The sequence below is a fragment of the Phenylobacterium parvum genome (assembly GCF_003150835.1).
GTDB classification, from domain to species: domain Bacteria; phylum Pseudomonadota; class Alphaproteobacteria; order Caulobacterales; family Caulobacteraceae; genus Phenylobacterium; species Phenylobacterium parvum.
On sequence record NZ_CP029479.1, the window covers coordinates 626,955 to 652,466 of the forward strand.

At 69.3% G+C, this 25,512-nt stretch carries 24 protein-coding genes; 6 read left to right on the top strand and 18 right to left on the bottom strand.

Annotated elements, in window-relative coordinates:
• Positions 1-95: 95 nt before the first annotated feature.
• The gene (locus tag HYN04_RS02980; protein WP_241962677.1) at positions 96-1,793 is read left to right on the top strand and encodes a DUF1800 domain-containing protein; all 1,698 of its coding nucleotides are present in this window, start codon (positions 96-98) and stop codon (positions 1,791-1,793) included.
• A gap of 13 nt (positions 1,794-1,806) precedes the next feature.
• Complete coding sequence (locus HYN04_RS02985; RefSeq protein WP_110449385.1) at positions 1,807-3,375, top strand: DUF1501 domain-containing protein; 1,569 nt, start codon at positions 1,807-1,809, stop codon at positions 3,373-3,375.
• On the opposite strand, the gene HYN04_RS02990 is transcribed toward HYN04_RS02985, so the two are convergent.
• The 14 genes from HYN04_RS02990 to HYN04_RS03055 form a co-directional block, all read right to left on the bottom strand.
• Positions 3,365-4,459: a phosphatidylinositol-specific phospholipase C1-like protein gene (locus HYN04_RS02990; RefSeq protein WP_110449386.1), complete on the bottom strand. Its 1,095-nt coding sequence runs from the start codon at positions 4,457-4,459 to the stop codon at positions 3,365-3,367. The genes HYN04_RS02985 and HYN04_RS02990 overlap by 11 nt on opposite strands.
• Positions 4,460-4,538: 79 nt before the next feature.
• On the bottom strand, positions 4,539-5,051 hold the full coding sequence (locus HYN04_RS02995) for a hypothetical protein (protein WP_110449387.1): 513 nt from the start codon (positions 5,049-5,051) through the stop codon (positions 4,539-4,541).
• A 64-nt stretch (positions 5,052-5,115) separates the two neighbouring features.
• The gene (locus HYN04_RS03000) at positions 5,116-6,330 is read right to left on the bottom strand and encodes an FAD-dependent monooxygenase (RefSeq protein WP_110449388.1); all 1,215 of its coding nucleotides are present in this window, start codon (positions 6,328-6,330) and stop codon (positions 5,116-5,118) included.
• Complete coding sequence (locus HYN04_RS03005) at positions 6,330-6,821, bottom strand: Dps family protein (RefSeq protein ID WP_110449389.1); 492 nt, start codon at positions 6,819-6,821, stop codon at positions 6,330-6,332. The genes HYN04_RS03000 and HYN04_RS03005 overlap by 1 nt, the downstream gene beginning before the upstream one ends.
• Before the next feature lie 95 nt (positions 6,822-6,916).
• The gene (locus HYN04_RS03010; RefSeq protein WP_110449390.1) at positions 6,917-7,597 is read right to left on the bottom strand and encodes a nitroreductase; all 681 of its coding nucleotides are present in this window, start codon (positions 7,595-7,597) and stop codon (positions 6,917-6,919) included.
• Between the two features lie 29 nt (positions 7,598-7,626).
• Positions 7,627-8,787, bottom strand: a complete 1,161-nt coding sequence (locus tag HYN04_RS03015) for an alpha/beta hydrolase family protein (protein WP_110449391.1) — start codon at positions 8,785-8,787, stop codon at positions 7,627-7,629.
• Positions 8,784-9,488 (bottom strand): VOC family protein, encoded by a 705-nt coding sequence (locus HYN04_RS03020; RefSeq protein WP_110449392.1) that lies wholly within the window; start codon positions 9,486-9,488, stop codon positions 8,784-8,786. The genes HYN04_RS03015 and HYN04_RS03020 overlap by 4 nt, the downstream gene beginning before the upstream one ends.
• Before the next feature lie 24 nt (positions 9,489-9,512).
• On the bottom strand, positions 9,513-10,766 hold the full coding sequence (locus HYN04_RS03025) for an acyl-CoA dehydrogenase family protein (RefSeq protein ID WP_110449393.1): 1,254 nt from the start codon (positions 10,764-10,766) through the stop codon (positions 9,513-9,515).
• Between the two features lie 13 nt (positions 10,767-10,779).
• A complete protein-coding gene (locus tag HYN04_RS03030) occupies positions 10,780-11,913 on the bottom strand; it encodes an acyl-CoA dehydrogenase family protein (protein WP_110449394.1) in 1,134 nt (377 codons plus the stop codon).
• Positions 11,914-12,015: 102 nt separating this feature from the next.
• Positions 12,016-12,723, bottom strand: a complete 708-nt coding sequence (locus HYN04_RS03035; protein WP_199285987.1) for a HEPN domain-containing protein — start codon at positions 12,721-12,723, stop codon at positions 12,016-12,018.
• A 13-nt stretch (positions 12,724-12,736) separates the two neighbouring features.
• A complete protein-coding gene (locus HYN04_RS03040; protein WP_110449395.1) occupies positions 12,737-13,351 on the bottom strand; it encodes a 5'-methylthioadenosine/S-adenosylhomocysteine nucleosidase in 615 nt (204 codons plus the stop codon).
• 31 nt (positions 13,352-13,382) lie between these two features.
• Positions 13,383-13,715 (bottom strand): ArsR/SmtB family transcription factor, encoded by a 333-nt coding sequence (locus HYN04_RS03045; RefSeq protein ID WP_162599518.1) that lies wholly within the window; start codon positions 13,713-13,715, stop codon positions 13,383-13,385.
• The gene (locus tag HYN04_RS03050; RefSeq protein WP_110449396.1) at positions 13,712-16,927 is read right to left on the bottom strand and encodes an efflux RND transporter permease subunit; all 3,216 of its coding nucleotides are present in this window, start codon (positions 16,925-16,927) and stop codon (positions 13,712-13,714) included. Before HYN04_RS03050 ends, HYN04_RS03045 begins: the two co-directional genes overlap by 4 nt.
• Complete coding sequence (locus HYN04_RS03055; RefSeq protein ID WP_241962678.1) at positions 16,924-17,931, bottom strand: efflux RND transporter periplasmic adaptor subunit; 1,008 nt, start codon at positions 17,929-17,931, stop codon at positions 16,924-16,926. Before HYN04_RS03055 ends, HYN04_RS03050 begins: the two co-directional genes overlap by 4 nt.
• Before the next feature lie 173 nt (positions 17,932-18,104).
• Between HYN04_RS03055 and HYN04_RS03060 the strand changes: the two genes are divergently transcribed.
• On the top strand, positions 18,105-18,308 hold the full coding sequence (locus HYN04_RS03060; RefSeq protein ID WP_110449397.1) for a YgaP family membrane protein: 204 nt from the start codon (positions 18,105-18,107) through the stop codon (positions 18,306-18,308).
• Between the two features lie 5 nt (positions 18,309-18,313).
• Here the strand turns inward: HYN04_RS03060 and HYN04_RS03065 are convergent, their stop codons facing one another.
• Positions 18,314-18,448 carry a DUF2256 domain-containing protein gene (locus HYN04_RS03065; RefSeq protein ID WP_110449398.1) on the bottom strand — a complete coding sequence of 45 codons (135 nt, stop codon included), beginning with the start codon at positions 18,446-18,448 and terminating at the stop codon, positions 18,314-18,316.
• Entirely contained in the window at positions 18,445-19,971 is a 1,527-nt protein-coding gene (locus tag HYN04_RS03070; RefSeq protein WP_110449399.1) for a cryptochrome/photolyase family protein, read from the bottom strand. The genes HYN04_RS03065 and HYN04_RS03070 overlap by 4 nt, the downstream gene beginning before the upstream one ends.
• 164 nt (positions 19,972-20,135) lie before the next feature.
• Between HYN04_RS03070 and HYN04_RS03075 the strand changes: the two genes are divergently transcribed.
• Positions 20,136-22,289 carry a TonB-dependent receptor gene (locus tag HYN04_RS03075; RefSeq protein WP_338418731.1) on the top strand — a complete coding sequence of 718 codons (2,154 nt, stop codon included), beginning with the start codon at positions 20,136-20,138 and terminating at the stop codon, positions 22,287-22,289.
• Between the two features lie 286 nt (positions 22,290-22,575).
• Here HYN04_RS03075 and HYN04_RS03080 read toward each other — a convergent pair whose 3' ends face one another.
• Positions 22,576-23,319 (bottom strand): SDR family NAD(P)-dependent oxidoreductase, encoded by a 744-nt coding sequence (locus HYN04_RS03080; protein ID WP_110449400.1) that lies wholly within the window; start codon positions 23,317-23,319, stop codon positions 22,576-22,578.
• 36 nt (positions 23,320-23,355) lie between these two features.
• On the opposite strand from HYN04_RS03080, the gene HYN04_RS03085 reads away from it, so the two are divergent.
• Together HYN04_RS03085 and HYN04_RS03090 are read left to right on the top strand one after the other, a co-directional pair.
• Positions 23,356-23,790: an RrF2 family transcriptional regulator gene (locus HYN04_RS03085; protein WP_110451270.1), complete on the top strand. Its 435-nt coding sequence runs from the start codon at positions 23,356-23,358 to the stop codon at positions 23,788-23,790.
• A gap of 76 nt (positions 23,791-23,866) precedes the next feature.
• A complete protein-coding gene (locus HYN04_RS03090; RefSeq protein ID WP_110449401.1) occupies positions 23,867-24,643 on the top strand; it encodes a sulfite exporter TauE/SafE family protein in 777 nt (258 codons plus the stop codon).
• Here HYN04_RS03090 and yghU read toward each other — a convergent pair.
• A complete protein-coding gene (yghU, locus tag HYN04_RS03095; protein ID WP_110449402.1) occupies positions 24,640-25,491 on the bottom strand; it encodes a glutathione-dependent disulfide-bond oxidoreductase in 852 nt (283 codons plus the stop codon). The genes HYN04_RS03090 and yghU overlap by 4 nt on opposite strands.
• Positions 25,492-25,512 lie beyond the last annotated feature (21 nt).

Consider the following 25,512-nt stretch of genomic DNA (forward strand, 5'->3'; position numbering starts at 1 on the left):
TAATGGTGTCTTCAGTGTACTGCGAAACAGTGCGGTAACCGGCTGAGGGACACCGTTCCCCCGGGTGCTGGGGATTGGTGATGGGGGGAAGGATCATGGGAAGACTCTGGACCAGCCTGGTCCTCGCCTTGTTCCTCGCCGCCTGCGGCGGTGGCGGTGGCGGCGGAGGATCGACAGGTACGGGACCGGCGCCCATTCCGCCTCCGACCGAGGCTGAGGCCGGCCGGCTTCTCTCCCAAGCCACCTTCGGGGCCACCGACGCGGATATCGAGCAGGTGCGGGCCACGACCATCGAGGCCTGGATCCGGAGCCAGATCAGCGCGCCAGCCTCAACCCCGACCCACCAGGCCTTCCTGGAAACCCGCCTGGAGGAACTGAGGCAGACTACGCCGACGGCCCAGCTCTTTCCCGAACTCTTCTACGACTCCTGGTGGCGTACGGCTGTGAACAGCCCCGACCAGCTCCGCCAGAGGGTCGCCTTCGCCTATTCCCAGATCTTCGTCATCTCTGCGGGCTCCGATGTCATCGATCCCCGTGGCGCGGGGTCCTATTATGACATGCTGACGGCAAATGCCTTCGGCAACTACCGTGACCTGCTTCAGGCGGTGACCCTGCACCCCATGATGGGGCGATACCTGACCTACCTGGGTAATGTGAAGGAAGACGCCGCCGGGACCCGAACGCCGGACGAGAACTACGCCCGGGAAGTCATGCAGCTGATGACGATCGGCCTGTTCCAGCTGAACACGGATGGCACCCCCAAACTCGACCTCAACGGCAGGCCCGTCGCGGCCTATACCCAGGCGGACATTTCCGGCCTCGCCCGGGTCTTCACCGGCTGGTCCTGGTACAGCCCGACCCCGACCAACAACACCTTCTTCGGCGGTGCGCGGGATCCGGACTCAGCGATCCGGCCGATGATCCTCTACGCCCAGTATCACTCGACCTCGCAGAAGAGCTTCCTGGGGGTCACCATCCCCGCCTCGACGACGGTTGACGGGCCCGGCGACCTGAAAGTCGCCCTCGACACCCTGTTCAACCACCCCAATACGGGGCCGTTCATCTCGCGGCAGCTGATCCAGAGGCTGGTGACCAGCAATCCTTCGCCAACCTATGTCCAGCGTGTGGCGGGCGTATTCAACAACAACGGGGCGGGCGTGCGCGGCGACATGGCGGCCGTCATCACCGCCATCCTCATGGACCCGGAGGCGCGGTCGGCTTCGGTGGCCTCGGACCCGGCCTATGGCAAGCTGCGCGAACCGGTCCTTCGCATGACCCACATGCTCCGGGCCTTCAACAGCACCTCGACGACCGGCAAGTGGCAGGTCCGGTCGACCAGCGCCAGCACCTCGCTGGGGCAATCTCCCCTCAACGCCTCCTCGGTCTTCAACTTCTGGCGGCCGGGATATGTCCCGCCGGCGACGACGGCGCTCGGAGGACGGAGTTTGGCCGCCCCTGAGTTCCAGATCGTCAACGAGGTCACGAATGCGGGGTACGTGAACACCATCACCCAGGTGGTGAATACCGGCCTCGGAGTGAACAATGACGTTCGCCTTTCGACCTCCAACGAGATCCTGCTCGCCGAGAAGCCCGACCAGCTTGCGGATCGTCTCAACCGCGTGCTGCTGTCCGGACAGATGAGTGCGGCGCTACGCAAGCGCGTCATCGACTCCGTGAGTTCGTACGCCGTCTCGTCAACCGATGCGAACCAGGCGGCCCAGGCCCGGACCAACCGGGTCAAGGCCGCGCTCCTGATCGTCATGACCTCGCCCGAATACCTGGTCCAGAAATGAGGAGCCCCGTCTGATGCGCCACTCCCCTGCGTCCCGGCGGCATTTTCTGAAGATGATGGCCGCGGCGGCGCCCCTTGGGGTCGCCGCGCCCTTCGCCCTCCAGATGGCGACCCTGGGTTCGGCGGCGGCCCAGTCCGCCCCCACTGGCTACAAGGCCCTTGTCTGCATCTTCCTCTTCGGTGGGAACGACAGCCACAACATGGTCCTTGCGACCGACACGGACTCCTGGAACCGCTATTTCCTGGCCCGCAACACCGGCAATGACCCGATCGCCCTGATGCCGCCCGGCACGCCGGCGGCGGCGGTCGGCAGCGTCTCGCCGGTGACCGCTCGGACCGTGACCCGAAGCACGCCCGAGTTCCTGGGCGGGGTCCTGCCCATCACGCCCCAGACCCCGAACCCGATCCCCGCAGGGACAGCCGCCTCGACCCGTACCTTCGGCCTGCATCCGGCCATGGCGCCTCTCGTCCAGGGCGCCGCCAGTCCCTGGAACGCCGGCCGCCTGGCCGTGGTGGCCAATGTGGGGCCCCTTATCACCCCCACGACCAAGGCCCAGTACGTCGCGCGCAGCGTTCCCCTTCCCCTGAACCTGATGTCCCACAACGACCAGCAGTCAATCTGGCAGTCCGGGGCGGCCGAGGGGGCCCAGCGGGGCTGGGGCGGCCTGATGGCCGACACCATGCTGGCCCAGAATGGCTCCAACTCGGTCTTCACCGCGGTCTCGGCCAATGGAAACGCCGTCTTCCTGTCCGGCGCGACGGCGGTCCAGTACCAGATCTCGACGGCGGCCCAGCCCGCGATCCAGCCGACGGCGGCTGCGGCCAGTACGCTCTATGGCTCGGCCGTCGCCGCCCAGGCCCTCTCGGAGTCCATCCGCGACACCTCGGGCCTCAGCCTCTTCGCCCAGGACCACGCCGCCATGACCCGCCGGGCGATGGATTCGGCGCAGGCCCTGAACTCAGCCTTCGCCACCACCTCTGCGGCGGCCATCCCCGCGCCTTCCCCCTATGTGAACCCCGTCACCGGCCTGGTCGAGGCCAACACCCTGGCCACCCAGTTGATGACCGTCGCCCGTTCCGTGGCCGCGGCCCCGGTCCTTGGGGTGACCCGGCAGGTCTTCTTTGTCGGCCTGGGCGGCTTCGACACCCATGACCTGCAGAACCCCACCCATACCAACCTCCTCGGCAAGGTGGCGCACGCCATGGCCTATTTCGACGGGGTGCTGGGCAATGTCGGCGGACTGAACATGCGCGGGGCGGTGACCACCTTCACCATGTCCGACTTCAGCCGGACCTTCAGTTCGAATGGCGACGGCACCGACCACGCCTGGGGCGGACACCAGTTCATCATGGGCGGCGCAGTCCGGGGTCGGGACATGTTCGGCCAGTTCCCGACGGTCGGGGTCGACCGGACGGGCTTCAGCAATCCCAACATGAGCGGCAACATCCTGGTGCCGACGACCTCGGTCTACCAGCTGGGGGCGACCCTCGGGAAATGGTTCGGACTGACCGACGCCCAGTTGCTGACCATCTTCCCAAACCTCGGCAACTTCTCCCTTCGCGACCTCGGCTTCATGGCCTGACGTCAGGCGACCTTCGCCCGACGCCGCCGCCCGGCAAGTCGACCTGATAGTCTCCATGCCTCAGGTCGGGCTTCATGTAGTCCGTCGAGACATAGCTGGCGCCCGAGGCGAATGCGGCTTCCCGGCGGCCCGTTTCGCCGGTCCGGGCTTCCGCCGTGTCGGCGTCGGCCCGGGTGCGCACGATCATGCCCTGGCGACGGGCCTCGGCGATGCGCGCAGCGTCCTTCCCGGGATCATTCAGCGTGATGTAGGCGGCGTAGGGCGCGTCGAGCCTGTCGGTGTTCACGAACGCCGCGCGTCCCTCCAGCGAGGGCCGCCCGCGGCTGTAGAGCGCCACCTTGGCCGCCCCCTCGTCGATGGCGAAGAAGACCTTGCCCCGCGCCGCCCTGAGGGAGGGCCAGCCCCCGGCTTGGACCGCCGCCGCCAGGGTCGGGCGCTCGCCCCGGATCCCGTCCGGCGTGATCAGCCGACCATCCCCGAATACGGCCCGGACCTCCTCATCCACCTCGTCCATGCCAGCCGCATCAAAGGGCAGGAGGCGCGTCGCCCCCGGAACGCTGATCTGCTCGTCCTTCAGGTTCATCATGATCAGGATCGGCAGGTGGTCCGGATGCCGGGCTGACCAGGTGCGCACCTCCTCCAGGCAGGCCCGGAAGGTGGGGCAGACGCTGCGGTAGTCGATGTCCGGCACATGCATGACCTTCAGCCCCGGCTGGGCCATGGGCCCGGCGTCGTAGTCGCCGCCGCCCGCCATCCGGAGCCCCAGGGGTCGCGTCCACCGACCGCCTTCAGGGTCGCGCACCAGGTCCAGCTCCAGCTGCCGGGCGCCCGCCGCCAGCTGTTCGGTCAGGGCCGGATGGCTGTAGTCGAGGCTGTCGGCCGTCCTCGGGCTCATCGCCCTCAGCAGCTTCATCTCGGCCGGGGCGATGGCCTGCTTGTAGCTGTTGTGGGTTCCCACGACCTGCATGGCCGTCATGGGCAGGGCGTCGACCTCGGCCCGGGTGCATCCGGGTGCGCCTGAGGGTCGCTCCAGATCGCATCCGGCGGAAATGGAGAGTGCGGCCGCGAGCAGGGCGGTGATCATTGGGAGGCTCCTGGGACGTCCGGGGAGACTGGCCCGGAACCGTGACAGTTTGAAGAGGTGGGGCCCGGAGGTCCGGCGATCAGGGGGCGGGCGCCGCTGGCGCCTGCGTCGCGTCCAGGCTGGACTGGGTCGCTGCGAGCATCGCGTCCGTGATCCTCGGATCGAACCCCTGGAGTTCCTTCAGGCTCAGGAAACGGAACCTCGGATAGTTTGGATGCGCCACGAGGCCCGGGAAATGGGAGTCCAGCACGGCTCGGGTCGACGGACTTCCGGCCAGCAGGAAGATGGGGGTTGTCCCGACCGACGGCGGCGCCTGGGCGGCGGCGAGGGCTGCGTCGATCCGATCCAGGGTCTGATCCGTGATCCTCGGGTCCCTTTCCTGAAGTTGCTTCAGCGACATGCCGGAGAACCGCGGGTAGGCGGGATGCTTCGTGATGTTGGGCATGTAGGCCTCCATCACCAGCCGGGTCTCGGGCCGCCGTTCGAGGGTGGCGATGGGCGTGGTGGCCGTCGAGGCGCGGGGCAGGGCCAGGGCGGGGCCCTTGGCGGCCAGCAGCACGGCCAGTATGGCCAGCAGGAGTCTGCGCGTCATTCCATGCCCCCCGGACTTTTCGTCAGACTAACCTCATGGCCCGGGACCGCAACGGTCGCCGGGGTTAGTGCTCGCCCGCCGCCGCCAGGGCGTCGTAGCTGTAGAGGTCGTCCATCGTCGAACCCATGCCCAGGCCCGCCTGCATCGCGAGGTTGCGGGCCCAGCTGAAGGGTGGGCGCAGGTGGTAGATTGCAGCGTTCCGGCGCGATCCCGCCTGGATGGCGGCGGTCCTCGGACGGCGAAGGGCCTCATAGCGCTCCAGGGCTGCAGGAACCTCATTCACGGCGCGACCCGACAGGCAGGCGGCCAGGACGGCGGCGTCCTCGATGGCCATGCAGGCGCCCTGGGCCATGAAGGGCAGGGTGGGGTGGCAGGCATCGCCCAGCAGGGTCACAGCGCCGCGGCTCCATTTCGGCAGGGGATCCCGGTCGAAGAGGGCCCAGCGGAAGCAGGCGTCCTCCGGCGCAGCCTCGACGATCCGCCGCACCGTCGGGTGCCAGCCCGCGAAGTCCCGCCGAAGGTCCTCCGCCGTGCCCCGGCTGGACCAGGACTCTTCGCGCCAGTCGTCCCGCTCGACCACCCCGACGAAATTCACCAGGGTCCCGCCCCGGACGTAGTAGTGCACGAAGTGGGCGCCAGGCCCCATCCAGAGGCTGGCCACGGGCCCGATGCCGGCCTCCTTGAGCTTCTCGGCCGGGACCAGCCCCCGCCAGGCGACATTGCCCGTGAAGCGCGGCGCCGCCGGCCCGAACAGGGCCTGGCGGACGAGGCTACGGATGCCGTCGGCGCCCACCAAGACGTCCGCCTCCAGCCGCTCGCCAGAGGCCAGGACCAGAGCGGGCGTCCCGTCGCGGGGGCAGGCGGCGACCGCCTGGCCGAGGCGCAGGGTGATGCGCGGCTCGGCCTCGCAGGCCGCGCCGAGGACGGCGACAAGGTCCGCCCGATGCATGTGGAGGTAGGGAAAGCCGTACTTCTGCAGGGCGGCGTCGCCCAGGGGCGCCCGGCTGATCGTCTGGCCCCGCCGCCACCCCCGGGCCTCAACCGCTTCCGGCCGAAAGGCCTGGGCGGAGAGGCCGGCCTCAAGTCCCAGGCTGAAGAGCGCCCGGGAAGCGTTGGGCGAAACCTGCAGGCCCGCGCCGACTTCGCCAAGCGTTCCGGCCTGCTCGACCACGGTCACGGCGACGCCGGTCCGGGCAAGGGCCAGGGCCGTGGTCAGCCCGCCCACCCCGGCCCCGACGACCAGGGCGGTCAGGGGCGGTGGCGGGGCGGCGCCGGCCATCAGGCCTCCAGCAGGCTGCGCAACATCCAGGCGGTCTTCTCGTGGACGTTGATGCGCTGGGTCAGGACATCCGCGGTGGGCTGGTCGCGGGCGGCGTCGACCACCGGGAAGAGGTTTCGGGCCGTCCGGGCCGTGGCCTCCTGGGCGACCACCAGCTGTCGGACCATCTCGTTGGCGTCCGGCACGCCCTCGGGCTCATGGATCGAGGTCAGGCGCGCGAACTCGGCGTAGGTCCCCGGCGCGGGGAAGCCGAGGGCGCGGATGCGTTCGGCGATGACGTCAATGGCCGACCACTGCTCGGTGTACTGGCCCATGAACATGGCGTGCAGGCTGTTGAACTGCGGCCCGGTCACGTTCCAGTGGAAGTTATGGGTCATCAGGTAGAGGGTGTAGCTGTCCGCAAGCAGGGCCGAGAGGCCCTCGGCGATCCGGCGGCGCTCGGCCTCGGGGATCCCGATGTCGATGGGCGGGGGCGACATGGCGACGGGCATGGCGGGGTCTCCGGTTCGGTCGGTTTGGCCCGGCTGAGGTGGGGCCGCGGACGGGCCCTGTCAAATCGGGGCGCTGCGGACGGGGCCAGCCCGCCTCACTCCCCCTCGAAGCCGATGAAGACCGCCGCTTCGTCCACCGACTTGCGGTTTGAGACCACGGCGTTGGCGGGGAAGCTGTCATCGGGCCAGCCCATGGCGACGCAGATCATGATGACCTGGTCGTCGGGGATGCCGGCGTGCTCGCGCACCACGGGCGACTGCATGATGCCCTGGCTGTTGATCACGCAGCCCAGGCCCCGGGACCAGGCGGCGTTGACCAGGCAGTTGGTCACCGCGCCGCAGTCGAAGGGGCCGATGTCGCCGCCGTGGATCGACCGGTCGTAGGTGACCACGATGGAAACCGGGGCGTCGAACTGGCGGAAGCCCCGCAGCACCCAGTCCTGTCGCTTCGCCTTGTCCTCGCGCTCGATGTCCATGGCCGCGAACAGCTGCTTGGCGATCTCGATCTGACGTTCCCTGTGCACCCCGTCGTAGGCGCCGTGGCTGCGGAATTCGCGGGAGTCCGGCACGCCGGCCAGGTTGCGCTCGGTGTTTCCTGCGCGGATGGCGTCCAGGACCGGGCCCGAGACGACATAGAAGTTCCAGGGCTGGGTATTCAGCGAGGAGGGCGCGCGCATGGCCAGCTCCAGCACCTCGCGGATCACGGCCTTGGGCACCGGCTCCGGCTTGAAGCCGCGGATGCTCCGCCGGCCCTTCACAACCTCGTCGAACTGCATGTCGTCCTCTTTCCTGGGCCCTTCGGCCGTCAGATCCTGAAACCGTGGTCTTCGAGCCAGGCCTTAACCAGGCCGACGGCCTGGGCGCCCAGCTCGGGCTGGTCCTGGTAGTAGTGGCTTGCGCCTGCAATTTCATGGAAGCGCCGGTCCTCGTGGGCGACAGCGTCGAACAGCCGCTGGGCGTGGCTGGGCGTGCAGGCGTCATCGGCGCTGTTGTTGATCACCAGGACGGGCGCCTTCACCCGCGCCAGGCAGGCCGGGGCGTCGGCCCGGGCGTCGTCCAGGCTCCACTGCGAGAGCCAGCTGCGCAGGGTCGAGAATCGGGCGAGGCCGATGGGGCTCATGTTCACGATGCGGGGATCGCCCAGGTAACAGACGCCCGGCGCCCGATCGTTGGGGTCCACCGCCGGATCCAGCCAGCGGGGATCGGCCATGGTGCCATGGACCACGAAGCCGAACTCCTCATCCGGACGCCCTGTCTTTCGAAGGTGGTCCAGTTTCGCCTTCACCCAGGCGGTGATGCGGCGGTTCCGCGCCGTCTGGGCCTCCCGGTAGCGGGCCAGGAAGGCCTCGGAGTAGGGCGGGCGCACCACCTGGCCATATAGGTCCAGCTCGGGATCGCGCCGTTCGGGATCGACCTCGTCCTGGATCGAGGCGTCCAGCCACTCCGTCAGGGTCCCGTGCCGGGAAACATGGGCGGCCATCAGGATGATCCCGTCCGCCGGGACCAGGACTGCGTCCACCAGTGACAGGGGGTCTCCCGCCGGCGTGTGGGTGATGGAGGGCTGCTCGGCCTCGGCCTGGTAGAAGGCCGACAGGGCGCCGCCGCCGCTCCAGCCCAGAAGGATGATGTTAGCGTAGCCCAGCTTCTCCCGGGCGTGGCGCACCGCGGCGCCCAGGTCCAGGGCGACCTTCTCCATGATCAGGGCGTTGTCGACGCCCCGGTAGCGGCTGTCGGCGGCCAGGACGTGGACGCCGGCCTCGGCGAAGAGCCGCATGACCGGCAGGCCGCCGGTCCCGCCGATGGGATGCATGGTGACCAGGACCGTGTCGGAGGGCGTTTCCGGCCGGATCAGGGTGGCGCCCGTCGCCACCAGGCCCACGGCGCCGCCATAGGTGTCCTTGAAGGCGGAGGGATCGCGCGAGACGATGGTGATCGGCGTCCGGGTGACGGCCGGGCGTGCGCTCATTCCGCCGGGTCCGCCGCGAGTTTGCGCGCCGGCGGCTCGTTGTAGGAGGCCCGGGCCACATAGACCTCGTCAGGCATCTCCAGCAGCTTTTCGTAGAGCGCCGGCGGGTACTTCAGGTGCGGCTTTGCGGGATCGAAGGCCGGTTGCGGCGTCTCGGGCCTGGCGCCCGGGCCGGCGGGCGGGCTGCGGAAGGCGGCCAGCTCCTCTGCGGAGATGCCCGCCAGGGCGACGACCTCCGGGTCGATCCACTCGTCCGGGTCGGGCGGGTTCACCGAGGTGGAGATCTCCAGGTTCAGACCTTCGGGCCCGGCGAAATAGATCGACTGGCAGAAGCCATGGTCCACCGGCCCGAAGACCGGGACGCCGTTCTGGCGGATGCGGTTGCGGAAGGCCATGAGGTCTTCCATCGACTCCACGTTGAAGGCCACGTGCTGCATGGTCCCGGGTGCAGAGGCGCCGCCCCCATGGGCCGCGTGGCTGGAGCCCAGCTCGCTCTTGCCCTTGGCGTTGTCGGGCATGGCGACGAAGGCCACCGAGGCGTTGTCGTCCAGCTCCAGGAACCCGTGCCAGGCGCCCGGCACCCCGTGCATCCAGAACAGGGCGGTCAGCCGCATGCCCAGCACCTCGCTGAAGAAGGCGATCTGCCCCTTCATGTCGGTGGTGCTGAAGGCCAGGTGATGCAGTCCGCGAAGCCGGGGCATGAGGCGTCTCCTGTCGGGCCGGGTCTATTTCCGCCCACTCGTGGGAATGTCGCGGAACGCAACGTCCTTGTCGACGCGGATGTCGCCGGGCAGGCCCAGGACCCGCTCGCCGATAATGTTGCGCAGGATCTCGTCCGAACCGCCCTCGATGCGGGTGGCGGGCGAGCGCAGCAGCATCTGCTGGAACCGGGCGTTCATCGGCGAGGACTCATCCTGGATCGCGCCGGACTGCCCCTGGATGTCCAGGGCGAACATGGCCAGCTCCTGCATGGTGGCGCCGGCCACCAGCTTGCCGATGGAGTTCTCCGGACCCGGGGTCTGGCCCTTGGACAGGGCGGTGATGGCCCGCATGCCGGTGTACTTCAGTCCGGACTGCTTCACGGCGAACTGGGCCAGGCGCGAGCGGACCGAGGCGTCGTCCACCGCCGGCCGGCCGTCGATCTCCGCCTCCAGGCAGAACTCGAACAGCTCGGGGAAGCCCGTCGACATGCCCGAGCCGATGGAGAGGCGCTCGTTCATCAGGGTGGTCAGCGAGACCTCCCAGCCCTGGCCCACGGCGCCCAGGCGCTGGTCGTCCGGGATGCGCACGTCGGTGAAGTAGACCTCGTTGAAGCCCGACTGGCCATTGGCCTGCTTGATCGGCCGCACCTCGACGCCCGGGGTCGACATGCTCAGGAAGAACATGGTCAGGCCCTTGTGCTTGGGCGCATCCGGGTTGGTCCGGGTGATCAGCAGGCCCCACTGCGAGTGCTGGGCGCCGCTGGTCCAGATCTTCTGGCCGTTGATGATCCAGTCGCCGGAGCTGTCATCGGCCTTGACCGCGCTGGTGCGCAGGCCGGCCAGGTCCGAGCCCCCGGCGGGCTCGGAGAAGAGCTGGCACCAGATCTCCTCGCCCGAGGCCAGGGGCGGCAGGAGCCGGCGCTTGTGGTCCTCGGAGGCCCAGTCCATGACGGTCGGGCCGCACATGCCGTGGCCGATGATGAAGGGGCTGGAGAGGGAGCCGTAGATCCCTTCTTCCTGGCCCCAGATCACCCGCTCGATCGGGGTGCGGGCGGCGCCGCCGTATTCCTTGGGCCAGTGCAGGCAGGCCCAGCCGGCCTCGGCCTTCTTTTTCTGCCAGGCCTTGCTGGCCTCCATCGGGTCTTCGCTGTCGATGCCGCTGGAGGCGAAGCCGGCGCGCTTCAGCTCGGCTTCAAGGTGCTTGGGCGCATTGGCGTCGATCCAGGCGCGGGCTTCGGCGCGGAAGGCGGCTTCCTCGGGCGTGTCTTCGAAATCCATGGTCGGGACTCCTTCAGGCGGCTTGGGTGTTGGCGCCCTGCAGGCGCGTGATGAGCATGTCTTCCCAGGTCGAGAGCGACCCGAGGGCGAGGGCCAGCGCATTGGAGCGCCGGTAGAAGAGGTGGCAGTCAAAGGCCCAGGTGAAGCCCATGCCGCCGTGGACCTGGATGTTGTTCTTGGCGCAGTGCTGGAAGGCCTGGGTGGCCGAGACCCGCGCCGTGGCGGCGGCGACCGGCAGCTCCGAACTGCCCGAGGCCAGGGCCCAGGCGCCGTAGTAGCAGTTCGACCGGGCCAGGGTGGCCGAGACGTACATGTCCGCCAGCATGTGCTTGATGGCCTGGAAGGAGCCGATCTGCCGGCCGAAGGCCATGCGGTCCAGGGCGTAGTCCCGGGCCATCTCCAGGGCCCGGTCGGCGCCGCCCACCTGCTCGAAGGCCATCAGGATGGCGGCCCGGTCCATGACCTGGCTGGCGATGGCCCATCCCTCGCCCTCGCCGCCGAGGCGCTCGGCCGGGGCGCCGTCGAAGGCCAGGCGCGCCTGGCTGCGGGTGGGGTCGATGGAGGCCAGGGTCTCACGGGTCACGCCGGGACCGTTCAGGTCGACGACGAAGAGGCTGATGGCCGCCTCTCCCCGGCCGGCGCCCGAGCGGGCGGCGACGATGGCGAGGTCGGCGATGTCGCCGTCAGCCACGGGGGACTTGGCGCCAGTCAGCCGGCCATCGCGCGCGGCGGCGGCGACCTTGTCGGCGGTCATCCGGCCCTGGCCCTCGACGAAGGCGAAGGTCCCGACGGCCTCGCCGCTGGCGAGCCGGGGCAGCCAGGCCTTCTTCTGCGCCTCGGTACCCGCCTGCAGCAGGAATTCGGCGGCCAGGTAGATGGACGAGGCGACGGGCACGGGGGCGAGGGCCCGGCCCAGTTCCTCGGCGGCCAGGCAGAGCTCCAGGTGCGACAGGCCGACGCCGCCATAGGCCTCAGGGATGGCGACGCCCAGCACCCCCATCTCGCCCAGGCCGCGATAGAGCTCTCGGCTGAAGGGCTCGCCGCCCTCAAGCCCGCTGCGGACCACCGCCGGGGTGCACTTCTCGGACAGGAACCGGCGGATCTGGTCCTGCAGCTGCTTCTGGTCGTCGGAGAAATCGAGGTTCATGCGTCTTCCGTCCCGTGCGATCCCCGCTGGCGGGGGACTTTGAAGCCATTTCGAAAGGCTGACCCTACGCCAGTCAAGACCCGCCTGCGGTCGGTTTCCGACCTAGGCCTGGACGACCGGATAGAAGGGTTCCCCCCAATCCCGGCGCGGGTGGTCCATCATGATCTCGATGAATGCAGGAAGCAGGCGGCCGAGCAGGGCGGCGCCGTCCCGGACCTGATCGCGGTTCACCCGACCGTTCCAGGTGGCCCCGCCGTGCACAAGCTGGTTCCTGAGCACATAGAGGCGTTCAAAGATCGGACCCAGCACCTCCCGCGTTTCCTGCTTGCCCAGAAGTCTCAGGGTTTCCCGGCGGTCGTCCTCGAGCCGCGCGCGCCAGTCGGCGAATCCCGGCTCGCCATTGTGGTGCCGCCAGAAGTCCGGGAAGACGTAGGGATTGACCAGCAGCGTCCGGATCTCATTCGAGAACCGCGACCACAGTACGGCGTAGATGCGGCCCTTCTCGTCCAGGTCGACCAGCTTTCGGAAGAAGGCCTTGAAGCGCCCCTGTTCGCTGGAGAAGCTCTCGTCAATCCGTCTCGCATAGGCGGCGTTGAAGCCGATCCAGAGCAGGATGAAACGGGTGTCCTCGTCCTCGGTTTCCTGTTCGGCCCGGTCCAGCCAGCTCAGCGCCCGGTGTACCTTGAGGTCGATGGCGGTCGGCAGGTCAGCCCTCAGCGCCCGGTGTCGGGCCTTGATCTCGGCGTGCCGCCCCTCGGCGATCCGCCCGGGCGCCGCCTTCGCCGACTTTCCCGTCTTCTGTCCAGCCACCCCTAGGTCTCCTTCAGTCCGCCAGCGCCAGGATCCGGTCCACCACCCCCGCGAGCTTCTCGTCGATGACGTGGAGATAGGCCTTCCAGTCGTCCATGTGGCGCAGGTCCTCGGCCCCGTCCGACACGCCGCGCAGGCCCGCCAGGGGCACGCCGTGGGCCATGCAGGCGCGGGCGACGGCGAAGGTCTCCATGTCCACCATGTCGGCGTCGATGGCGTCGTAGGCGGCCCCCGAGATCACTGCCCCGCCCGTGGACAGGCGCACCGTCGGCAGGTCCGGCAGCAGCACCGTCAGCGGCAGCTCCCGGGGCAGGTCGAGGTAGGGCGTCAGTCCCGCAGGGATTCCCAGGGGCGAGGCGTCGATGTCGCGATAGCTCACGCTGGCCACCTGGTAGACCCCGGTCTGCTCAAGCGTCCGCGATCCGGCCGAGCCAAGGCACACGGCCACGTCCGGGGTCTGCCCGCTCGCCTCCAGCCTGGCCAGGGCGGCGCCGACCGCCAGCCCCGCCTCCACCGGCCCCACCCCCGTCATCAGGGGCGTGAAGCGGGCGCGCAGGGCCGGGCCGTACTCCGGCGGGGCGGCCATGATGAAGAGGATGCGGCGATTTCCGGACTGGACGAGCTTCATGCCCCCATCCTGCCCCGGATCGAGGGCGGCGTCAGCGCCCGCCGTGAGCCGGGCCCCCGAAGACGTCGCACAGGGTCTCCAGCACCCGCTCCGCCGCGGGGTCGGCAAGCCGGTAGAAGATGGTCTGGGCGTCCCGGCGCGTGGCCACGAGGTTCTCCGCCCGCATCCGCGCCAGGTGCTGGCTGGTGGCTGACGCCGTGAGGCCGACGCAGGCGGCCAGCTCCCCGACCGGCGCCTCTCCATCCGCAAGGCGGCAGAGCAGCTGCAGTCTCTGCTCATTGGCCATCAGCTTCAGGAGGCGCGCCGCCGCCCCCGCCCGGGCCTGGAGGTCGGCGATCCGAAATTGGGGCGCAAGGTCGGTCACGCCGTGTCTCCCTTGACGAGGGGTAATTCGTCATCGCGCAGGACGATGTAGATCGCCGGGATGACCAGAACAGTCAGCAGGGTGGAGGAGGCGAGGCCGAAGAGCAAGGAGATGGCCAGGCCCTGGAAGATCGGGTCGAACAGGATGACCGCCGCCCCGATCATCGCCGCCGCCGCCGTCAGGACGATAGGCCGGAACCGGATGGCGCCGGCCTCCAGAAGCACCTCCCGAAGCGACCGGCCCTCCCTTGGCGTGTGGCGGATGAAGTCCACCAGCAGGATCGAATTGCGAACGATGATCCCCGCCAGGGCGATGAAGCCGATCATCGACGTGGCTGTGAAGGGCGCGCGGAACAGGATGTGCCCGACCACGATCCCCACCAGGGTCAGGGGAATGGGGGTAAGGATCACCAGCGGCAGCTTGAAGCTTTTGAACTGCGCCACCACAAGGACATAGATACCCAGGATGGCGACGCCGAAGGCTGCGCCCATGTCCCGGAAGGTCACCCAGGTGATCTCCCACTCGCCATCCCAGAGTACGGTCGGCCGGGTTTCGTCGTCCGGCTGGTCATGGAGCCGGATGTCTGGCCTGGGAAGGTCCCCCCAGTCCGCCGACTTCAGCGCCTTGTCCACCGCCATGAGGCCGTAGATGGGCGCCTCGTAGGCGCCCGCCAGCTCCGCCATCACCATGTCGACGTCCCTTCCGTCGCGCCGGAATATGGCGGTGGAGCCCAGGGTCTGTTCGGCGCGGGTCACCTCGCCGAGCTCAACCAGCCGCCCGCCGGGACCATGGGCCACCGGAAGGGAGGCCAGCGACCCGCCCCAGGTCCGTGCGGACTGGGGCAGTCGTACGGCGATCTCCAGCGGGTCCCGTCCCTCGCCGCGGTGCGCGTAGCCGACCACCTGGCCGCCCAGGGCGGCGCCCAGGCTATCGTGGATTTCCCGCTCCTGGACTCCCAGGGCCTCCATCCGCTCCCGGTTGGTCGTGAGGGACAGGCGGGGGCGAGGCTGTCCCCAGCTGTCATCGATGTCGACGATGTAGGGCACGCTGGAGAAGGCCGCCTTGACCCGCTCGGCGGTCGCCCGGCGTTGGGCGGGATCGGCCCCGTAGACCTCCGCCAGAAGGGTTGCCATCACCGGCGGGCCGGGCGGCGCCTCGACCACCTTCAGGCTGGCGCCGGCCGGCAGGTCCAGCCCTGCGAGTCGGCGACGAAGGTCCAGGGCGACGGCGTGGCTGTTGCGCGACCGCTCCCCCTTGGGCTTCAGCGTGACCGACAGGTCGCCCTGTTCGGGCCGGTTGCGCAGGTAATAGTGCCGGACCAGGCCGTTGAAATTGAACGGCGAGGCGGTCCCCGCGTAGGCCTCGATGGCGGTGACCTCTTCAAGGCTGCGGGTCACAAGTGCGGCGTCGGCCAGGGCCCGTCCCGTGGCCTCGAGGGAGCTGCCCTCGGGCATGTCCAGCACCACCTGAAGCTCAGACTTGTTGTCGAAGGGCAGGAGCTTCACCGTCACGGTCTTGGTGGCGAACATGGCGCACGCCAGCAAGGTCGCCAGCCCCACACCGATCAGGAAGCGCCAGGCGCTGGCGCGGGTGGCGATGACCCTTCCGGCCATGCGCCTGTATAGGGCGCCCAGGCGGCCCTCGGCCTCGTGGCCATGGCCCCCCGGTTTGTCCGCCAGGACCTTCCGGGCGAAACGCACCACCAGCCAGGGCGCGATGACCACCGCCACGAAGAAGGAGAAGACCATGGCCGCCGAGGCGTTGACCGGGATCGGTGCCATATAGGGTCCCATCAGGCCTGAGACGAACAGCATGGGCAACAGGGCGGAGACCACGGTCAGTGTGGCGACCACAGTGGGATTGCCCACCTCGGCCACGGCCTCGACAGCGGCGTCGACCCGGCTCCTGCCGTCATTCATCGCCCAGTGCCGGGCGATGTTCTCGATCATCACGATCGCGTCGTCGACGAGGATTCCGATGGAGAAGATCAGGGCGAACAGGCTGACCCGGTTGATGGTGTAGCCCATGAGGTTCGAGGCGAAGAGGGTCAGCAGGATGGTCGTGGGGATCACCACGGCGGTGACACCGGCTTCCCGCCAGCCGATTGTAAGGCCGATCAGGACCACGATGGAGAGGGTCGCCAGCCCCAGGTGGAACAGGAGTTCATTGGCCTTCTCGTTGGCGGTCTCGCCGTAATCCCGGGTCACCGCGACCTCCAGGTTGGCTGGCAGCAGGCCCCCCTTCAGGCTCTCGACCCGCTGGTGGATGGCGTGGGAGACGACGACGGCGTTGGCGCCCTTGCGCTTGGCGATGGCGAGGCTGACCGCCGGGGCTTCCCGCCAAGCGCCGTCCACCGAGGCCATTCGCCAGACCCTCGCCTGGTCCTCGCGGGGCGCCTGGACGACGTTAGCGACATCCCGGACCAGAACCGGGGCGCCGCCCGCTGAGGTGACCGTGACCATGCCCGCCTCGGCGGCGCTGGACAGGGTCCGCCCTGCGGCCAAATCAATAGCCTGGCCGGCTTCGCGGAGGCTGCCGGCCGGAAAGCTGCGGTTCGCCTGCCTGAGGGCTTCGGTAAGGGCGCCAAGGGTGACCCCCCGGGCCGTCATCCGCGCCGGGTCGGGCTCAATCCGGATTTCCTCAGGCCGCCCACCGACGATGAAGGTCAGGCCGACGTCCTCGACCTTGGCGATCTCAGTCCGCAGCTTGCCGGCGATCTCGTACAGGGTCTGGTCTGTCCAGCGGGCCTCGTCGCCGGGCCGGGGCGTAAGGGTGAGCACCACGGTGGGGACGTCGTTGATGCCCCGGGTCTGGATCAGAGGCTCAGGTATACCGGCGGGGATCCGATCATAGTTGGCGCGGACCTTTTCATGGATGCGGACGGCGGCGGCGTCCGGGTCCACGCCCACCCGGAACCGGGCGGTCACCAGCACCTGGTCGTCATTGGCGAAGGTGTAGACGTGCTCCACGTCCGCCGCGCTCTTGACGATGGTCTCGAGGGGCTTTCCCACCAGTTCCACGGCGTCGGCCGCCTTGAGTCCGGGGGCGGCGACCAGGATGTCCACCATGGGCACGCTGATCTGAGGCTCCTCCTCCCGGGGAATGGAGACCAGGGCCAGGAGGCCGACCGCGATCGCCGCCAGCAGGAACAGGGGCGTGAGGGGTGAGGCGATGGTCGCCCGGGTCAGGGCGCCGGAGAGGCCGAGTTTCATCGAGTCGCTCCCGCCGGTGCGACGACGTCGCCAGCCTTCAGGCCGGACAGAATCTCGACCTCAGCCGCGGAAGGACCGGGCGCCGTCTGCACGGGGATCTCGCCGGCCGAACCGTCCGCCCGCACCAGGGCGACGTAGTCGATCCCGTATCGGGTCGCGACATGGCTGCGAGGAAGCACCAGGGCTTGACGCTGTCCCAGCGATACCCAGGCGCGCACCCGGCGGCCGACGGCGTCGACGGGCAGTCGGGGCGCGCTGACGTCCGCCGTGGTCTGGCCGCCACCGACGGAGGGATAGACCTCCGTGATGATCCCTTCCGAGGTCTGTCCGTCCAGGTCCTCCGGCGCCAGCCGGACGATGTCGCCCGGCTTAAGGGCGCGGGCCTGGGCTTCGGGCAGGGAGATGCGGATGACGGGTGGGCCCGCCGTGATGCGGGCCAGGCTCTGGCCGGCCGAGACCACTGAGCCGACCGGCGTGTCCGCCAGCAGCACCCGGCCGTCCGCCGGCGCCAATATAGCGCCCTGGGCGCCCAGTTCGGCGCTGGCGGCGCGCTGCGCCCTCGCCGCCGACAGCTGGGCGCGGGCCGCCTTGGCCTGCGCCTCCGCCTGGTCCAGCCTGGCCTGGGCGTAGACGCCCTGGTCAAAGAGGGTCCGGATCCGGCCAAGGTCGGCCTCCGCCCGGGCGGCTTCCGCCGATGCAGCCGCGGCCTGGGCGTCGTAGGCGCCCGTCAGGAGGCCGATCCGGTCATCCCGCACCAGGGCGATGGGCTGTCCCCGCCGGACGAGATCACCTTCCTTCACCGAAAGGCTGACCAGCAATCCGCCGATCCGCGACCTGGCCTCGGCCATGTCCCGGGTCGTCAGCTCGGCCGAGACCGGCTTCAGGTCCTGGACGGTCCGGAGCTGAAGGACCAGGCGTCCCTCCGCCGCCGCCCGGGCGGTGGGCGCCACCGGCGGCTGGCCGCCGCTGCAGGCCGCCAGCGCTAGGGCGACTGCCAGGCCCAACGCCGTCCTCAATGCGCGTGTCCTGCGCATCTCCGGAAGTTCAGCTGGGCCCCGCTCCTGGGCCTTGGGTCCGAACATCGCTGTCTCCATAAATGAGAAATTGCGTATATTCGAAAAAAGAGATATTCACAAGCCTCAACCCGTGTCCCGTAGAGAAATTGAAGGAACCTCCCATGACCCTCGACAAGGCTGTCCTCGTCTTCGCCGGCGCTGTGGTGCTGCTCAGCGTCCTGCTGTCGCGCTTTGTCCATCCCCTCTGGATCCTGCTGGCCGTCTTTGCCGGCCTGAACATGATCCAGGCCGCCTTCACCGGCTTCTGCCCGGCGGCGATGGCCTTCCGGAAGCTGGGCGTGAAGTCGGGCGTGGCCTTCCGCTGAGGCTGTCAGGCCCGGCGGCACCGCTCCGAGCAGTACTTCACCTCGTCCCAGACCTTCGCCCACTTCTTCCGCCAGGCGAAGGGGCGGCCGCAGACCGGGCAGGTCTTGGTCGGAAGGTCCGCCTTGCGGCGCGCCTTCACAGGCCCAGTTCCGCCAGGCAGGCCGTAGCGTCGGCGCGGATCTCCCGCCGGCGGTCCTCGCCCATGCGCTCCAGGGTGCGCACGGATTGCGCCATGCGGGGGTTGGAGGCGAACCGCGCCGCATGGCGGTCGATAAAGTCCCAGTAGAGCCGGTTGAAGGGACAGGCGCCCGGTCCGCTCCGCACCTTCACGTCGTAGGCGCAGCCGCCGCAATAGTCGGACATCCTGTGGATGTAGGACCCGCTGGCGGCATAGGGCTTGGAGCCCAGGAGCCCTCCGTCGGCGTACTGGCTCATGCCCAGGGTGTTGGGCGCCTCCACCCACTCGAAAGCGTCGGCATAGGCGCCCAGGTACCACTCATGCACGGCGTGGGGGTCCACCCCCGCCAGCAGGGCGAAGTTGCCGGTCACCATCAGCCTCTGGATGTGGTGGGCGTAGGCCAGGTCCAGGGTCTGGTCGATGGCGGCCTTCAGGCAGGCCATGTCCGTCCGACCCGTCCAGAAGAAGTCGGGCAGGGGGCGGCGCGCCTCCAGGGCGTTGCGGAAAATGTAGGCCGGGCCCTCCCGCCAGTAGACGCCCCGCACGTATTCCCGCCACCCGATCACCTGGCGGATGAAGCCCTCGGCGGCGTTCAGCGGGACGCGTCCCGCCCGCCAGGCCGCCTCCACCGCCATGCAGACCTCCAGGGGCTCCAGGAGGCCGATGTTCAGGTATGGCGAGAGCACCGCATGGTGCAGGTAGGGCGAGTTCGCCAGCATACCGTCCTGGTCGTCGCCGAAGCCGGGCAGGGTGGTCTCGACGAAATGGGCCAGGCTCGCCAGGGCCTGCTCCCGGGTCACAGCGAAGCGGAAGTCCTCCAGCCTGCCGAAGCCGTCCGGAAAGCGCTGCGCCACAAGATCCAGCACCCCGCGGGTCACGGCGTCGGGCGCATGCCGCAGGGGCTCGGGCAGGAAGAGCCCGCCGGCCGGCGGCGAGCGGTTCTCCGCATCGAAGTTCCAGCGCCCGCCCGCCGGGGCGTCGCCTTCCATGAGCAGGCCGGTCCGCCGCCGCATCTCGCGGTAGAAGAACTCCATGCGCAGGGCCTTGCGGCCTTCCGCCCAGGCCTCGAAATCGGCGTGGGAGGCGACGAAGCGGTCGTCCTCGAGCACGGTCACCGGAACGCCCAGGGAGGCGGCCCAGCCATCGGCCTCCAGGCGCAGGCGCCATTCCCCGGGCTCGGTCAGGAAGACGGCTGAAGCGCCATGGCGGCGCACCGCCCGCTCAAGTTCGCCGCCCAGGGTTCCGGTGTTGTCCCCATCGTCCAGCCGGACAAAGTCGACGGCCCAGCCCCCGGCCGCCAGTTCGGCGGCGAAGTGGCGCATGGCCGCCAGGACCAGGACGATCTTCTTGCGGTGATGGCGGACATAGGTCGCCTCGCCCATGACCTCCGCCATCAGCACCACCGTGCGCGCCGGGTCCCGCCCGCGCAGGGAGGAGACGCCAGCCGTCAGCTGGTCCCCGAGGATCAGGACGAGGTCGGTCATGGGGCGACTATGCCACGAAAGGCGAGAGGGGGAATCCTGCGGGGCAGGGGCCCTGCGGCCGGGTCTTTAGAGAAACTGAGGCTTCTCGCAAATAAACCCCACTTGTTTGGTAGGAAATAACTCTCGAAAGAGCGGAGGTCTTCAATCTGCATCCGGGGGTTCCCGTGCGTACTCTTATGTTGGGCGGCGTCGCCGCCCTGGGCCTGTCCATCCTGGCGCCGCCGCCAGCGGTCCGGGCGGAAACCTATGAATCTTTTGCAGAGTCTGTGGAGGACACCGGGCCCGGCGCCCTTGAGGAGGTGATCGTCACCGCCCGCCGACGGTCCGAAGCAGCCCAGGATATTCCTGTAGCGGTCTCGGTCCTGACCGCCTCCCGGATCGAGGATGCCGGCGTCTTTACGGTGGGCCGGCTCCAGCAGCTGGCGCCAAGCTTCCAGTATTTCTCGTCCAACCCCCGAAACACGACTGTCAACATTCGGGGTCTCGGGGTGCCCTTCGGCCTGACCAGCGACGGCTTCGAGCAGGGGGTCGGCGTCTATGTCGACGATGTCTATTTCGCCCGGGCGGCGGCGGCGACCTTCGACTTCCTCGATGTGGCCCAGGTGGAGGTCCTGCGCGGCCCGCAGGGGACCCTCTATGGCAAGAACACCACCGCCGGCGCCATCAACATCACGACGGAGTCGCCGACCTTCGCCTTCGAGGCCAAGGGGGAGGTCACCCTTGGCGACCTGGAGTTCCGGCAGGTGAAGGCGGCGGTCTCGGGACCCCTGACCGAGACTGTCGCGGGGCGTCTCGCCCTGTCCTCCACCGCCCGGCGCGGGACAATCTGGAACGTCAGGACGCAAACCTGGGTCAACAGCCAGGACAACCTGGGGCTTCGCGGCCAGCTCCTGATCCGCCCGAGGGCCGACCTCGATATCCTCCTCGCCGCGGACTACAGCGCCCAGGATCCTGAGTGCTGCGCCCAGATCTTCGTCCGGACGGGCGCCACCCAGCGCCCCCTGGCGCGCCAGTACGCCGCCCTGGCCGCCGTCCAGGGATACGCCGTTCCCAGCACCAACGCCTTCGACCGGATCACCGACGTCGACGCCAGCCTGAGCGCCGGCAACATCATCGGCGGGGCCTCGGCCCGGGTGAAGTGGGACGTCGGGCCCGGGACCCTGACCTCGGTCTCCGCCTGGCGCTTCTGGGACTGGAAGCCCGAGAACGACAGGGACTTCCTCGGCCTGTCCATCGTCCGAAGGTCCCAGAACCCCTCCCAACAGGACCAGTACCAGCAGGAGCTTCGTTACGATGGCTCCAGTGGCGATTTCGACTATGTCGCCGGGCTCTTCGCCTTCCATCAGCGCATCGACACCCAGGGGACGGAGGAGCAGGGCGCCAATGCAAGCCGCTGGACCCTCACCGGCGCCCTGGCGGCGAATCCCGCGGTCCTGGACGGCCTGGTCGCGCGCAACACCCAGTGGCTCACCAACACCAGCGCCGCCCTCTTCGGACAGGTCAGCTGGAGGGCGACCGAGGCCCTGACCCTGCAGCCCGGACTGCGCATCAACTACGACGAGAAGGAAGGCTACTACCAGCGGCGGGTCTTCGATGGGCAGGGAAATCCCGTTCTTTTCGGGCAGACCGATCCCATCAAGGTGGCGCAGCGGGGCGTATATGCGCCCCAGGAAAGCGCCCCGCGCTTCAGTGACTGGAACCTCAGCTACGATCTGACGGCCAGCTACCGGATCAACGGCGACGTCCTTGCCTACGCCACCTACGCCAAGGCCTTCAAGACCGGCGGGATCAACCAGAACGGCCTGCCCACGGATGCGGCGGGCAATCCCATCCTGGCGGCGGGGACCATCCGTCCCGAGGACGTGAATCACCTTGAGGCGGGGCTGAAGACCCGGTTCCCTGGCCTTGACGCCATCGTCAACCTGGCCCTCTTCCGCACCGAGATCCGGGACTACCAGGCCACCGTCACCAACGGCCAGCTGGGGGTGTTGCGCGGCTACCTCGCCAACGCCGGGCGGGTGCGCAGCCAGGGTGCGGAGATCGACGCCTCCATCGCTCCGACCGCCTTCTTCAGCGCCTACGTCAACGCCGCCTGGACGGACGCCAGCTATGTCCGCTTCGTCGACGCCCCCTGCCCGCCGGAGCTCTCGGGCGGCACGACGGCCGCCGCCGGGCAGGCGCCGAGCCCGCCGGGAACCCCGGGCGGGGTCAGCCCGGCCAACTGCGACATCTCCGGGGCCCGCCTTCCCGGAGTATCCGAGTGGTCCTTCACCTTTGGCGCCGAGACCCGCCGGCCTGTGGCGCTCTTCGGCCGGTAGGGAGAGGTCTATCTGGGCCTGGATGGATCCTGGAGGTCGGACTTCTCCTCCAGCGCCTCACCGTCGGCCTATACGAACGTCAAGGCCTACGGGCTGGCGGGCCTTCGCGCGGGGTTCCGGGCCCAGGAAGGCCTGGAGGTCTTCGCCTGGGTCCGCAATGCGCTCGACGCCGAGTACTACGAGTTCCTCGCTGTCGGTCCCGGCAATACCGGCCTCATCGCCGGCCAGCCCGGTGATCCGCGGACGGTGGGCCTGACCCTGCGCCTGTCCCGCTGAACCGGCGCCTCTACCAGGGCACGGTTAGGCCCTCGGCGTCGAAGAAGCCGCCGGTGGCCGAGGCGGGGAGGGCGTCGAGGACAGCCAGCAGCTTGCGCGCCGCTGTCTCCGGCGACTGGGCCCGGGCGTCCTCGCCCACGATGGGAGCCGACAGGCCGGTGGCCACGGTGCCGGGATGCAGGGCCACGCACAGGGCCTCGGGATTTCGCCGGGCCAGCTCGATGGCGGCGGTGTGCACCAGCTGGTTCAGCGCCGCCTTGGAGGCGCGGTAGGCGTACCAGCCCCCCAGGCGGTTGTCGCCAATGCTGCCCACGCGCGCCGACAGGGCGGCGAAGACGCAGCGGCCCCGTCGGGGCAGGCGTGGCGCCAGGTGCTTCATCACCAGGGCCGGCCCGGTGGCGTTGACGGCGAAGGCCAGGGCCATGGCCCCGGGGTCGATCCGCGACAGGCTCTTTTCCGGCGTGAGCCCCGCCCCGTGCAGGACGCCGGCGGCATGAATGACCAGCCTCAGCTCCCCGGCCGTTGCGGCCTGTCCGATGGCCTTGGCCACCGAGGCTTCATCCAGGAGGTCCAGGGGCGGTTCGCTGCGCCGTCCCAGGCCGATGACGCGGCTGAACCGCTCCGACGCCTCCAGTTCGCGGACAAGCGCCGAACCGATTCCGCCCTCGAACCCGATGACGAGGGCGACGGAGGCCGGCGAGGGCGGTTCAGGATCGGACAGGTCAGTCTCTCCGTGGAGGGGACATGCGGGCATGTGGACGCCGGGCCCCGCGACCGCAATACTCCCTCCATGCTCTCCCGGCGATCCCGCTACGCCCTGCGCGCCCTCATCCACCTCGCCCAGCGGGAAGAGGACGGCCCTGCCTCCATCGCCGAGATCGCCCGCCTGGCCTCGGCGCCGCGCAAGTTCCTGGAGGCCATCCTCCTGGACCTCAGGAACCACAACCTGCTGGTGTCCAGCCGGGGCCGGTCCGGGGGCTACCGGTTGGCGGCCTCAGCCGAGGCCATCAGCTTCGCTGATGTCATCCGCGTACTGGATGGACCTCTCGCCCTGGCCCCCTGCGCGTCGAAGACGGCCTATCGCCCCTGCGAGGCCTGTCCGGACGTTGCGACCTGCCCCGTCCATCCGGCCCTGGTCGCTGCCCGGGAGGCGGTGGCCTCCGTCCTGGAGGGCTGGACCCTGGCCCGGGCGGCCCGCGAGGCGCCGCCCTTTCAGATTTCCTGATCAGGCCCGGACTTTTAATCTATCGATCCGCTAGGAATTATCGGGCATGGGCCTTCCTTCCCGGAGGAGTGCGCCCTTGGAAGAGTTCCTGCTTTTCGCCCTGGTCGGCTTCCTGGCCCAGGCCGTCGACGGCGCCCTGGGCATGGCCTATGGCGTCGTGTCCTCAACGGTCCTGCTGAGCGTCGGCGTGCCCCCGGCGGCGGCCTCCGCCAGCGTCCACGCAGCGGAGGTCTTCACCACCGCGGCCTCGGCGGGCTCCCACGCCTGGCACCGTAACGTAAACTGGAAGCTGTTCGTCCCCCTCGCGATCGGAGGCTGCGTGGGCGGCGCCCTGGGCGCCTTCGTCCTCACCAGCATCGACGGGGCGATCCTGAAGCCCTGGATCACCGGCTACCTGGCCCTGATGGGCGGGGTGATCCTCTGGCGCGCCATCCGTGGCCCGGCGCCGCGCCTCTTTCCGGTGAAGTACAGCGGCCCCCTGGGCTTCTTCGGCGGCCTGTTCGACGCGATCGGCGGCGGCGGCTGGGGTCCGACCGTGGCCACCGCCATGGTCGGCGCCGGCGGCGATCCCCGCACCAGCATCGGCACCACCAACACCGCCGAGTTCCTCGTCACCTCGACCATCTCGGCGACCTTCCTGGCGACCCTGCTGACCGGACACTGGGCCGATGCAGGGGGCCTGTCAGACCACGCCACCGCGGTGGCGGGCCTGATCGCCGGAGGCCTGGTCTCCGCCCCCCTGGCCGGCCTCATGGTCAAGCTGGCGCCCCAGCGGATCCTGACGGGCGCCGTCGGCGTGCTCGTCGCCAGCCTCGCCGCCTACCAGGCCGCCCGCCTCGCCGGCTGGGTCTAGAGGACCAGCTTGTCGAAGTCGCTGGCGTCGTGGCGTTCCAGCAGCTGGCTCTCCGGCTTGCCGAAGGGCCGGTTCACGGCCCGTCCGCGCTTGGCCGCCGGCCGGGCGGCGATGGCGTCGGCCCAGCGGTTCACGTGGACGTACTCGTGCACCTGGAGGAACTCGCCCCCGCCATACATTTCGCCCTTGGCCATGCCTCCGTACCAGGGCCAGATGGCCATGTCGGCGATGGTGAAGTCCGGCCCGGCGATGTACTCGCTCTCCGCCAGCCGGCGGTCCAGCACGTCCATCTGGCGCTTCACCTCCATGGCGAACCGGTCGATGGCGTATTCGATCTTGAACGGGGCATAGGCGTAGAAGTGGCCGAAGCCGCCGCCCAGGTAGGGGGCGCTGCCCATCTGCCAGAACAGCCAGGACATGCACTCGGCGCGGGCGCCCGGCTCGGTGGGCAGGAAAGCGCCGAACTTCTCGGCCAGGTGCACCAGGATGGCGCCGGACTCAAAGACCCGGATCGGCTTGGGCCCGCTGCGGTCCAGGAGGGCGGGGATCTTCGAGTTCGGGTTGATGTCGACAAAGCCGCTGGAGAACTGGTCCCCCTCGTTGATACGGATCAGCCAGGCGTCATACTCGGCGCCGGAATGGCCCAGGGCCAGAAGCTCCTCCAGCATCACCGTCACCTTCACCCCGTTGGGCGTGCCCAGGGAGTAGAGCTGCATCGGGTGGCGCCCGACCGGCAGCTCCTTCTCGTGGGTTGCTCCCGCCACCGGCCGGTTGATGTTGGCGAAACGGCCGCCATTCTCGCGGTTCCAGGTCCAGATCTTCGGCGGGACGTATTCGGCGTCGGACATTCAGGCCTCCATGGCGCGGAG

Coding starts and splice junctions, on each gene's coding strand:
- HYN04_RS02980 (WP_241962677.1), top strand. CDS start 96: ATGGGAAGACTCTGGACCAGCCTGGTCCTCGCCTTGTTCCTCGCCGCC.
- HYN04_RS02985 (WP_110449385.1), top strand. CDS start 1,807: ATGCGCCACTCCCCTGCGTCCCGGCGGCATTTTCTGAAGATGATGGCC.
- HYN04_RS02990 (WP_110449386.1), bottom strand. CDS start 4,459: ATGATCACCGCCCTGCTCGCGGCCGCACTCTCCATTTCCGCCGGATGC.
- HYN04_RS02995 (WP_110449387.1), bottom strand. CDS start 5,051: ATGACGCGCAGACTCCTGCTGGCCATACTGGCCGTGCTGCTGGCCGCC.
- HYN04_RS03000 (WP_110449388.1), bottom strand. CDS start 6,330: ATGGCCGGCGCCGCCCCGCCACCGCCCCTGACCGCCCTGGTCGTCGGG.
- HYN04_RS03005 (WP_110449389.1), bottom strand. CDS start 6,821: ATGCCCGTCGCCATGTCGCCCCCGCCCATCGACATCGGGATCCCCGAG.
- HYN04_RS03010 (WP_110449390.1), bottom strand. CDS start 7,597: ATGCAGTTCGACGAGGTTGTGAAGGGCCGGCGGAGCATCCGCGGCTTC.
- HYN04_RS03015 (WP_110449391.1), bottom strand. CDS start 8,787: ATGAGCGCACGCCCGGCCGTCACCCGGACGCCGATCACCATCGTCTCG.
- HYN04_RS03020 (WP_110449392.1), bottom strand. CDS start 9,488: ATGCCCCGGCTTCGCGGACTGCATCACCTGGCCTTCAGCACCACCGAC.
- HYN04_RS03025 (WP_110449393.1), bottom strand. CDS start 10,766: ATGGATTTCGAAGACACGCCCGAGGAAGCCGCCTTCCGCGCCGAAGCC.
- HYN04_RS03030 (WP_110449394.1), bottom strand. CDS start 11,913: ATGAACCTCGATTTCTCCGACGACCAGAAGCAGCTGCAGGACCAGATC.
- HYN04_RS03040 (WP_110449395.1), bottom strand. CDS start 13,351: ATGAAGCTCGTCCAGTCCGGAAATCGCCGCATCCTCTTCATCATGGCC.
- HYN04_RS03050 (WP_110449396.1), bottom strand. CDS start 16,927: ATGAAACTCGGCCTCTCCGGCGCCCTGACCCGGGCGACCATCGCCTCA.
- HYN04_RS03060 (WP_110449397.1), top strand. CDS start 18,105: ATGACCCTCGACAAGGCTGTCCTCGTCTTCGCCGGCGCTGTGGTGCTG.
- HYN04_RS03070 (WP_110449399.1), bottom strand. CDS start 19,971: ATGACCGACCTCGTCCTGATCCTCGGGGACCAGCTGACGGCTGGCGTC.
- HYN04_RS03080 (WP_110449400.1), bottom strand. CDS start 23,319: ATGCCCGCATGTCCCCTCCACGGAGAGACTGACCTGTCCGATCCTGAA.
- HYN04_RS03085 (WP_110451270.1), top strand. CDS start 23,356: ATGCTCTCCCGGCGATCCCGCTACGCCCTGCGCGCCCTCATCCACCTC.
- yghU (WP_110449402.1), bottom strand. CDS start 25,491: ATGTCCGACGCCGAATACGTCCCGCCGAAGATCTGGACCTGGAACCGC.